The organism is uncultured Campylobacter sp. (assembly GCF_937921625.1).
Taxonomy (GTDB): domain Bacteria; phylum Campylobacterota; class Campylobacteria; order Campylobacterales; family Campylobacteraceae; genus Campylobacter_B.
In genome coordinates this window covers 35,425-46,243 of record NZ_CAKZTI010000007.1, presented here as the reverse complement: position 1 = coordinate 46,243, position 10,819 = coordinate 35,425, and the positions used below count along the sequence as shown (strand labels likewise).

The following is a 10,819-nucleotide window of genomic DNA, read 5'->3' as shown; positions in this document are numbered from 1 at the left end:
TCTGCAAAATACTTTAGAATTTTTCTAAATTTCTTTTCCGAAATTCGGGAACGAATTATATATTTATTTTTCATAGTTCTCATCGTAACTTACTGCTCCTTTGTGTGAGCTTAAGTTAAAGAGGGCCAAATTTATTTTAAATTTAACGCGCAGCCCTTAAAATCAGAGTGTAAAATTTTAAAATTTCAAATCCGCGCGAAGTTTCGTCCCGCGTCCTCAAAAAATTTCAAATTTCTTAAATAGCTCGGGCTCATCCTGCACGATGCCGCGCTCTATGAGACCTGCCACCACTTCGCGGCTGCATAGCGTCTCCTGCGGCCACCGACGCGTATAACCCTCCCATTCGTGCTTGCTCGTAGCGTCGATGCAGATTCGATCGTCCTGCGTCACAAACACGTCGCGCAGCGCATCGATGCTGTTTACGACGCGCCAAACGCTCATATAGAGGTTGCTCGCGTCGTTCCCCGCATCGGTAAAAATCAAAATTTTAAAATTCTCGCTAAATTTCAAAAGCCGCCGCCAGCTACGCTCTACGGGCTCTTTTTTGTCTATATTTATCAACACGAGCGGGTTTTTCGTATCGCAAAAGTGTTGCTTAAGCGCCAAAATAGCGGGCTCCTCACTTTGAAATTTCGCTAGCAGCTCCTCGTCGCTTAAAATTTGCGGCGCCTGCGAGCTTAAATCCGCAGTCGCATCGATACCGAGCTTACCGCCGAAGCAGGAGTTCGGGCTTGCGTGATCTAGCTGATCGCACACCCCCTCGCTAAAAACGAGGCTGCGCGCGCCTATGCGGTTTAGGACGTACTTCGTAAACGCCTCGTACTCATCTAAGCTCGGCGCGTCCTGTGGCACGAAAACGGCGTGTTTTACGAAGCTCATCTGCCCTACGCCCCAAAACGCGTGCATGATCTGCTTAGCCGCAGCGGGGTAGCGCACGGCGATCTTAGCCAAAATCAAATTGTGAAATACGCCGTTTTCGGGCATTTTATAATCGATCAGATCGGGCGCGCTCGTGCGAAACAGCGGCAAAAAGATCCGCTCGGTCGCGTACCCCATAAATTTATCCTCAAGCGGCGGCTTGCCCACGACGGTAGCGTGAAATATGGGCGCGCGCTTGTGCGTGATCGCGCTAACCTCCATCACCGGGAATGGTTCTACCGGCGTGTAATATCCAGTGTGATCGCCGAAAGGCCCCTCCGGCTCGCTTACTGCGGGATCGACAAAGCCCTCGATCACGTAGTCCGCATCCGCGGGAACGTAAATTTCATTCGTAAGCGATTTTACGAGGCGAGCGGGGCTGCGGCGGATGAAGCCGTAAAGTAGCAGCTCAAAAATCCCCTTTGGCAGCGGCGCCTGACCGCACCAGATATAGAGCGGATCGCCGCCGATCGCCACGGATACGGGCATCTTGCGCCCAGCTTTGCGATATTCGTCGAAAAAACCAGCACCGTCCTTGTGTATCTGCCAATGCATCCCCAAGCGGTCGCGCCCGTAAATTTGCAGGCGATACATGCCGAGATTTTGCGTTTGCGAGTTCAGATCCTTCGTATAGACCTGCCCCATCGTGATAAACGCGCCGCCATCATTCTCCCAGGTCTTAAGCACAGGAAGCTCGCCAAGATCGACATCGGCGCTCAGATGCGCGACCTGCTGGCACTCTCCGCGACCACTAAGACGCTTTACAAAAATTTTACGCAGCGAGATTAAGTGCGCCAAGAAATCAAGCTTTTCGCCGAAGCTTTGCGGACGCTTCGGCTTTAGCAGGCCCTCAATCTCGGCGGCGATCTCGTCAGGTTCGCGACCGAGGATTAAATTTAACGCCTCGAAGGAGCCGAAAATATTGGTTAGCACCGGCGGCATCTGTTTGCCCTGCGCGTTTCGCACGTTCGTAAAAAGCAGCGCCTGCGAGTGCTCGCGCTTAACCTCGATATAGCTTGCGTGCGCTATCTCAAGCTCGGTGCCGATCTGCTCCTTCACCTCGCGCAATAGCCCCTTTTCGTAAAGCCTCTTTAGCCAAAAATTTCCGTTTAAAATTTCATTAAAGCTCTGCATCCGCTGCCTTTAAAAAAATAGATTTTTTTCTTGCGGTTTTTGATTTAGAAGCTGCAAGATCGCGCTCTTTTCCGCAAAAACCAGCGCGTAGTGAAACTCGGGCAGGCTTTTTAGCGCGCTTAGCTTATTGAAGCGAAAGTCGATCTTAACGCCGTCTAGGCGATCCTCCCAGCTGGCGCAGACGATAATTTTTTCGCGGAATTTCGCCCGCAAAAACTCCGCCTCGCGCGCAAAAAGCTCAGGATCGCTCTCGGCGATAAAGGCGCGGTAGCTTCCGCCAAGCGAGCTAACGTTAAAAAATCTATCCACAAAAATCGGCTCGAAATGACCGAATGCGCTTAAGTTTTGAAATTTAAAGGGTATGTTTTTGCGCGAGAGATACTCGATCACGCCGCATAGCTCGGGCAAAAACAGCTGCGGAAAGATTAAATTTGAATAATAAAGCCCGCCGAAAACGAAGCTACTGTAAAATATCGAGCCGCCGTAAAGCAGCCTAAAATCGTCGCTCGCAGGGATCGTGACAGGCGAGATACCGAGGCTTTGCAAAAGCTCAGCATCGGTGGTGAAGTAGGTATTTTTCTCCTTGGCATTCAGCAGGCTGATAAAAAGCTCGCCCTTGCTGCGCGGCGCAAACATCAAATTTTTCGGCACACTCGTGTAGCGCAGGATCTCGCTTTGCACCTCGTTTATCAGCACGAAGCCGTGCCGCCACGTCTCGCCCAAAAATTTTATTAGACGCACGAACGCCGAGCATAAATTTTCAACCTTGATAAAGGCGATCTCGTCGTTGAGCGGCTTGAAATTGTTATCGAAAATGATCGCGTACGCGCCGTTATCGATCGCGGTGCGCACGTCGCGCTCGTTTGCGCCGAGCGCTATGAAAGCTCCCTTTTTTGCGACCTTTGCGGGCTCGATCGCAAAACTCTCGACCGCGGAGATCGCAGGATTATTTAGCATCGTTCCGTTTACGATGCGGGTTAAATTTAATAAATTTACCATTAAGACTTCCCTGCGGCGGAGCTTTTGGCGGACGCGCTCTTTACGGCGCGGCGAAGCTGCTTTGCGGTAGACGCGGAACTTGCGCCGGATGCGGCGGCTTCTTTTGCGGCGATTACGGCAGGTGTGGCAGTATTTTTTACGATACGGCGAGATTTTGCGTTCTGAGAGGCACTTTTAGCGGGTGTCCATTTTGCGCTTGGCGCGGAAATTTTATTTTGCGCGGCGCTTTTTACGGATGCTGATTTTGCAACAGATACAGAAGCTGCGGCGGGCGCGATACTTTTGGCAGTCGATGCGGTTTTTGCGATAGGTACAGGTTTTTTAGCCAGCGGAGATCTTTTTGCAGGCACGCTTTTTGTTGCTGCATTTTTTTTAGCAGAGGCGCTTTTGGAAAGCAAGGCGTCCTTTTTAACGCTCGCGCTAGAAACGCTTGCCGTGCGCTTTCTGCGCGACGCGGCGCTTGTATTAGAATTCTCGCTATCCGCGCTTGCGCGCTTTTTCGAACGCTCATCCGCAAGCTTATCGGTACGCGAAAACGAGCGCACTACCGCGCGTGCGCCGAGTTTTGCACATTTTAAAGCGGCGAACTTCGACAGCTCGCAAATGCCAAACGTTAAAATTTTACGCGCCGCAAATTTTAAAGCAACCCCAGCGCCGAGTTTCAGCGCCAAAGGCGTGGCGCATACAAGCCCGCCTGCACCGATCTTTGCGGCAAAGCCACAGCGGCGACAAAGCTTTAAAATTTTATCTGAAGCGCCGCTTTTCCGCGCGCAGAGCCCAGCCGCGCCGTAGATAGCGAGCTTTGAAGCCTTGCGCGCTAAAGCCCTCATCGCTAACCTACGATCGCGCCGTTTTTTACGGGCGCGAGAGTGCTAAGCAGCGTAAGGCTACCGTCCTCGGCGCTCAAAATCATACCCTCACTGCTATGTTTAAAAATTTTAGCGGGTTTTAAATTTGCCAGCACGCAGATCTGCTTGCCGACAAGCGCGGCGGGATCGTAAAATTTCGCGATACCGCTTATGATTTGGCGCGGCCTCTCCTCGCCCAAATCGATCATAAATCGCAGCAGCTTCTCGCTGCCCTCTATGTTTTCGCACTCCAAAATCGTGCCGACTTTGATAACGCACTTTTTAAAATCGTCGATTTTGATTTGAGCTTCGGTTGTCTCACCCTGGACCCCTTGCGTGGTAGCGCATGAGCCGGAAGCGTTTGCGTTTAAATTTGGTGCGCCTTTTGCCGTGGCGTCTGCGCCCGAACAGCTTGTGGAATTTGCAGCGCCATCCAGCCTATCGTAGTCCGCCTTCGGCATTAGCTCGTGATCGATCTTGGTAAAAAGCGGCTCGCACGGCTTAGCCTTAAAATCTAAAATTTCACCCCGCAGCACTAGCTTCTCATAAAGCGGAGTGGTTATTTCAAAGCCCAGAGTGTCCGCGATACATGCCGCCGTCTTCGGCATCGCGGGGCTTAGCAGCACGGCGACTTTAGCCAAAATATTTGCAACCAATGCGACGAGAGCCAGCGCCTTAGCCTGCTCGCCGTTTTTCATCAAATTCCACGGCTCGTATTTTGCGATCGAAGCGTTCGCAAGAGCAAGCGCCCTCCAAAGCTCTTCTAAGTATCTATTGGTAGCGACCTCCCCAAGCGCGTTAAGTGCGGCGCTCAGATAGGAGTTCGCTTCCTCGATCTCGGCGGTGAAAAATTTCATCACGTCTTTGGAATTTATGACGTAGTCCGAGTATTTCGCGCTCATGCCGACGATGCGGCTGAGTAGATTTCCAAGCTCGTTGGCAAGCTCGGAATTTACGCGGTTGATGATCGCTTTTTGCGAAAAATCGCCGTCTTGGCCGAACGGCACCTCGCGTAGCAAAAAATACCTAAACTGCTCCAGCCCATAAGCGTTTGCGACCTCACGCGGATCCACTACGTTGCCAAGGCTCTTGCTCATCTTTTTGCCGTCGCGCGTCCACCAGCCGTGAGCTGCGATGCTGCGTGGCATATTTAGTCCCAGGCTCATCAAAAACGCAGGCCAATAAACGGCGTGAAAACGCAAAATGTCCTTACCTACGATGTGTAGAGCGTCGCTCCAATACTCCATTCGTTCGCCGCCCGCGCAAAATCCGAGCGAACTAAGATAATCCATCAGCGCGTCCAGCCAGACGTAAATCACGTGCTTCGGATCGTTCAGTTCGGGCGGAATTTTAACGCCCCAATCAAAGCCCGTTCGCGTGATCGAAAGATCCTTCAGACCGCTTTTTACGAAGCTTACGACCTCGTTTTTTTTGCCTAGGGGAAGGATGCACTTTTCGTCCTCATACCATTTTAAAAGTCTGTCTGCATAGGCGCTAAGTCTGAAAAAATAGCTCTCCTCTTTTAAAATTTTAGTCTTTTTGCCGCAGTCGGGGCAATATTCGCCGTCGATCAGCTGATTGGAAGGGAAAAAACTCTCGCAGCTTACGCAGTAGTTGCCCTCGTATTCGCCCTTATAAATGTCGCCCTTTTCATACATCTTGCGAAATACGTTTTGCACCGCCACCTCGTGCGCGGCATCGGTAGTGCGCGAAAACATATCGTAGCTGATGCCAAACTCGTTCCACAGGTCTTTAAATTTAGCGCTCACGCCGTCTACGTACTGCTTCGGGCTTTTGCCGTGCTTGGCGGCGGCTTCTTCGATCTTTTGACCGTGCTCGTCGGTGCCCGTTTTAAAAAAGACTTCGTGTCCTTGCAGGCGGTAAAATCTAGCCATAGTATCGGCGATGATCGTCGTGTATGCATGGCCGATGTGCGGGACGTCGTTTACGTAATAAATCGGCGTCATTATATATTTTTTCATTATTCTCCTTAAGTGTGTAGGATTATCCTACTGCCCTCCGGGACCGGTATTGGAAGCCAAAGTATAATTTACATATCCGGTCTCGGGTTGGATGGTAATAAGGGCATGCTCGCCCGCATCATTAGTAAGTGTGATAACGCAAGGAGTTACAAACATCCTATCATAGGGTACGGCAGAGCCTACCACTTGTCCCATAGGGCGTCCGTAAGAATCAAAAGAGATCGTTTGATTCTTCTTATTACCGCAACCACTAAATTGAATATTGCTTATATTATATGTTTTGGTCAAATTCATCTTTTTATTCATTCTATCGGCTTGAGCATTAAAAGGTTGATCCGAAAATCCCGACGTTAAAAATTTATTAGGGTTTTGTGGATCAATCGCTATATCGTTTAAAGAATTCGGATTGCCGCTTGGAACGGGCGTGCTATCAAAAAATACCGTATATCGCAAGTCGTTCGGCGAGCCTGCTCCACCGCTTGCTGTGTGAAACTGAATCCTCCATAATCTCTTAAACCAATTCGGATCGTCGGGATCGAATTTGTTATCATTCATAGCCAGCTGCTGAGTATAGCGAATATGAGCAGCTACTTGATCTGCCGCCTCCACAAGGCTATTTCGATTGATTTGAGGCACCGCCACCGCCGCTAGAATTCCAACCACCACGATGATGAAAATCAGCTCTATCATAGTAAATGCTTTTTTCATAATTTTTACCTTTCATAAAAATTTTGTTTATATTTTAACATAAAATTTCGCAATTCGCACGCCTCGCTTGTAAATATCTATATTTTGTATCGAATTTTTATGATCCGAGACATATTCCGACTCATCCGCATAGATAAAAGCGCTGTCCCCGCTAGGCAGTCCGTAAAATTTTAGGCGCAGGCAGAGCCTCTCGTCCTCACAGCTTACGCTTTTTACTCCACGATTTTTTAACTCACTTGCCAGCTGCCTAGCTACGTCAAATTTATAGATAAAATGCCGCTGCGGTTTGTTTGCGAACATCGCCCCATACATCACATCGCTAAAAATCACTGCAAAATAACTCACCGCTAAGCTTACCAGCGTTACACCCACGGCGATCTTGTGAAAGGTGCGAAATTTAGGCAATCTAACGCGGTATGAATTAAATAAAACCCGAATGATCAGAGGCGTAGCGATAACGCAATACGGCAGCATCATCTCAAGCGGCACGCGTTGTCTTAGAGAAAAAAGCATCGTTAGACAAAGCGCACTTGTAGCGATGAACCATAGCAGGCTCTTTTCCTCTTTGATCCAAATTCTATAGATAGTGTAGATGAAAAATAAAAACACTAAAGGCGAAAACGCGCCCGCAAAAACGCCCACGGTGTCTAAAAAATACCCCTTCGGCTTGCCCTCAGAGCTCACGTCGTAAAAAATCACGCTGAAGCTAAATAGCGCTATGCAAAGTAGCAAAAGCTCCTTTTTGCGCGTATAAAGCGCCCAAATTCCAAAGCCGACGTATAGCATAAAAAACGCGCGGTCGATCAGGGCGCAAACGGATAGAAGCACGAAAAGCGCGATATCGTATTCGCTCTTTGCAAAATAGATCGCCAGCAGCGTGAAAAAAACGATGATGCCCGCGGGATTTAGCAAAATCGCGCTACTCATAGACGCAGGAAGCGCCATAAATAGCGCCGTAGCGACCACTCTATCGAAGCGACGCTTTAGAATAAATTTTGAAATTTTATAGATCATCGCGGCGTTTGCGAAGTGGATCAAAATAAACGGTATGCGCAAGACGTAGTCGTTGCGCCCGAAAATTTCGCAGCTTAAATTTGCGATTAGCGAAACGAGGGATTTTTTATCGTAAAAAATTTCGGCTTCGTAGTAGCTGATGCTTAAATTTGAGATCGCATAAAGCAGAAATATGCCCTGAAATAGGCACATTATAGAGATCACGAAAATTTCGTTTTGATAAAGCTTCTTCACTCTCATCCTTGCTGCGGGCACTTTAAATTTACGGCTAAATTCTTCGGCTGAAATTTTATAAAATTTAAACTGCCGAATCTTTTAAAATTTAGCCGCTAAATTTAACCGGGCGCCGCTTCATTCCTCTATCGTATAATTTTCCCAAAAGAAATTTATCCACTCATCCGTCTTTGAAATTTTAAAATCGGGCTGGATAAGCGCCTTAGGTTTGTAAAAAATCACCGCGGTTTTAAGCTCTATTTGCGGGAATTTCTCCAGCAGCACGCGCTTGATCTCGACCATGCTGTCGCCGCTGTCGATGATATCGTCCACCAGCAGCACGCGTTTGTAAAGCTCCAGATCGGGCACGTTGAAAACGTCGATGGTGTCGAGCTTTTTGGTGTCTGCGTAGTGGATGGAATTTATCGAAAATATCGTCCGCATATCAAGCGCATTGGCTAGCGCGTGACCGAATGTGAGCCCGCCTCTAGCGATCGCCACGATTGCATCGGGCATAAATTCGTCCCTAACCTGCTTTGCTATAACTCTTGCGTCGCGATCCATCTCGTCAAAACTATAAAATCTCATATCTTTCCTTAAAATTTAATGCATTAAAAATACTAAAACGCTAATCGCGCCAAGCGTCAAAACGCCGAAATTTAAATCTTTGATCCTGCGCTGAGCAAGTCTAACTACGATATATGCGATGAAGCCAAAGCTTAAGCCGTTGGTGATCGAGTAAGTAAAAGGCATCAAAAATACTATGAAAAACGCGGGGATTAAAATTCCAGCGTCGCTATAATCGATCTTGCCAAGCTCGCTAAACATCAAAACCCCGACCATTACGAGAATCGGATAGATCGCATTTGCAGGGATCGCCTTAAATAGCGGCAGCATAAACAGCGTCAGCACGAAAAACATAGCGCAAAATACCGCGGTAAGCCCCGTGCGGCCGCCCGCCTCCACGCCGCTGGCGCTCTCGGCAAATGCAGTAACCGTGCTCGTTCCTATAACGGCGCCTGCGACGCTACCTATCGCATCGGAGGTTAAATTTCTAGATAATTTTTTCATGCCGTCTTTGCTATTCTCTCCAAAAAGTCCTGCGCGGTTTCCCACGCCAGTTAGAGTGCCGATGCTATCGAATAGATGCGTAACGAAAAATGTAATTATAAAAGGCACGAACGCAAGCTTTAGCGCTCCGGAGATATCTAGCTTAGCAAATATCGGCGTTATGCCGCTTGGCGCGCTTACTATGCCATGCGGTGCGGGCGAAATTCCAGCCACCCACGCAACGCACGAAGTAATCAAAATGCTTAAGATAAACGCCGCCTTGATTCTAAGCACAAAAAGCACCAGCACGACCGCTAAGCCTAAAATTCCAAGCAAAACGTTTAGATCTTTTAAATTTCCTAAAGTTACTAGCGTCGCCTGACTAGGCGCGATGACGCCCATCTGCTTAAGTCCGATGAAGCAGATAAAAGCGCCGATACCCGCGCTTATGGCGCGACGCAGATCAAGTGGGATAGATTTGATAACCCAAACGCGAAAGTTCGTAAACGAAAGCACGGTAAAAAGCGCCCCGCTTATCGCTACGATGCCAAGTGCACTCTGCCACGGCATCTTCGCATCCACGCACAACGCAAAGGTAAAATACGCATTTAGCCCCATGCCGACGCTAAGCGCGACGGGGGTATTTGCAAAGAGCCCATTAAATAGTGTCGCGATTATCGTAATAAGCGCGGTTGCCGTAACCAGCGCATCAAACGGCATACCTGCAATACTCATAATATTTGCATTCACGGGCACAATGTAAATCATCGCCAAAAACGTAGTAAGTCCCGCGATAAGCTCCTGCCTTACCGACGTTTTCGCGGCGGCGAGATGAAAGAATTTCTCCACTTGCTCCTCCTTTAGAATTTATTCGTAAATTTCGATTTGATTATACAAGCTGTCGCGCTCTACGGGCACGAAACCTGCAGTGCCGATCATATCGATAAAATCGCGCTTGCTCTGCCCTTTTTTGCTACCGGCGCCGGCGCTGCTTTGAATGCTTTCGTTCTCGATCGTGCCGTCAAGATCGTCCGCGCCGAAATCCTGCGCTACAAGAGCCAAATTTAACGTCGAAGTCGCCCAATACGCCTTGATATGCGCGACGTTGTCGAGCAGAATTCTACTAATCGCGATCGTTTTTAAAATTTCGACCGAGCCCAAAAAGCCCTTAACGTCCAGGTAGTTGTTCTCGCGCTGATACACGAGCGGGATGAAGGCGTTGAAACCGCCGCCGTTAGCGCGAGCTAGGCTCTCATCTTGCAGCGCGCGGATGCGCAAGATGTGATCGATGCGGTGAGCGCGGCTTTCGATATGGCCAAAGAGCATCGTGGCGTTGCTCTGACGCCCGCGCGCATGCCACAGCGAGTGGATACGTAGCCACTGCTCGCTTGAGACCTTGCCTTTGCAAATTTGATCCCTGATCCGTTCGTCAAAAATTTCGGCGCCGCCGCCGGGCATCGAATCCACGCCGCTTTGCATCATCAGCTCTATCGTCTCCTCGTAGCTCATCTTCCACTTTCGCCGCCAGTAATCGATTTCCGCCGCGGTCATCGCTTTGATATGCACAAGCGGATATTTTTGCTTTATCGCTTTAAAAATTCCCAAATATTGCTGCGGCGTAACGAATGGATTGTGCGAGCTTACGATATGAATCTCCTTCGTGCCGCGCGCTACGGTCTCATCCACGATACGCATGATCTCATCATCGCTCATCGTGTAGGCGTTTTGATTTTTGCGGTGCGCCGAAAATGCGCAAAATTTACAGGTATCTGCGCATAAATTTGAAGGATTGATATGACGATTTGCGTTGAAATAGACGTTTTTACCGTTTTTTTCTTTGCGAATTTTAAAGGCGAATTTGCCCAGATCGAAAAGGTCCAAATCCCATAATTTCACGCCGTCTTCGTAATTTAATCTCTCGCCGCTTTGTAGTTTTTCTAAAATTTCCATCGA

At 48.8% G+C, this 10,819-nt stretch carries 9 protein-coding genes and 1 pseudogene; all 10 read right to left on the bottom strand.

The window, feature by feature from the left end:
* Nucleotides 1-83, bottom strand: a pseudogene (locus Q0101_RS01275) (IS1595 family transposase); the annotation flags it as partial.
* Between the two features lie 133 nt (nt 84-216).
* Nucleotides 217-2,052 (bottom strand): menaquinone biosynthesis decarboxylase, encoded by a 1,836-nt coding sequence (locus tag Q0101_RS01270; RefSeq protein ID WP_297941572.1) that lies wholly within the window; start codon nt 2,050-2,052, stop codon nt 217-219.
* A gap of 9 nt (nt 2,053-2,061) precedes the next feature.
* Entirely contained in the window at nt 2,062-3,051 is a 990-nt protein-coding gene (locus Q0101_RS01265; protein WP_297941571.1) for a hypothetical protein, read from the bottom strand.
* On the bottom strand, nt 3,051-3,881 hold the full coding sequence (locus Q0101_RS01260) for a hypothetical protein (protein WP_297941569.1): 831 nt from the start codon (nt 3,879-3,881) through the stop codon (nt 3,051-3,053). The genes Q0101_RS01265 and Q0101_RS01260 overlap by 1 nt, the downstream gene beginning before the upstream one ends.
* 2 nt (nt 3,882-3,883) lie before the next feature.
* Nucleotides 3,884-5,881 (bottom strand): methionine--tRNA ligase, encoded by a 1,998-nt coding sequence (gene metG, locus Q0101_RS01255; protein WP_297941567.1) that lies wholly within the window; start codon nt 5,879-5,881, stop codon nt 3,884-3,886.
* Nucleotides 5,882-5,908: 27 nt separating this feature from the next.
* Nucleotides 5,909-6,589: a type II secretion system protein gene (locus Q0101_RS01250; RefSeq protein WP_297941565.1), complete on the bottom strand. Its 681-nt coding sequence runs from the start codon at nt 6,587-6,589 to the stop codon at nt 5,909-5,911.
* A gap of 27 nt (nt 6,590-6,616) precedes the next feature.
* Nucleotides 6,617-7,843: a hypothetical protein gene (locus tag Q0101_RS01245; protein ID WP_297941563.1), complete on the bottom strand. Its 1,227-nt coding sequence runs from the start codon at nt 7,841-7,843 to the stop codon at nt 6,617-6,619.
* 111 nt (nt 7,844-7,954) lie between these two features.
* Complete coding sequence (locus Q0101_RS01240) at nt 7,955-8,404, bottom strand: phosphoribosyltransferase (RefSeq protein WP_005871628.1); 450 nt, start codon at nt 8,402-8,404, stop codon at nt 7,955-7,957.
* A gap of 15 nt (nt 8,405-8,419) precedes the next feature.
* Entirely contained in the window at nt 8,420-9,715 is a 1,296-nt protein-coding gene (locus Q0101_RS01235; RefSeq protein WP_297941562.1) for an NCS2 family permease, read from the bottom strand.
* A gap of 18 nt (nt 9,716-9,733) precedes the next feature.
* Entirely contained in the window at nt 9,734-10,816 is a 1,083-nt protein-coding gene (gene mqnE / locus Q0101_RS01230; RefSeq protein WP_297941560.1) for an aminofutalosine synthase MqnE, read from the bottom strand.
* Between the last annotated feature and the right edge of the window lie 3 nt (nt 10,817-10,819).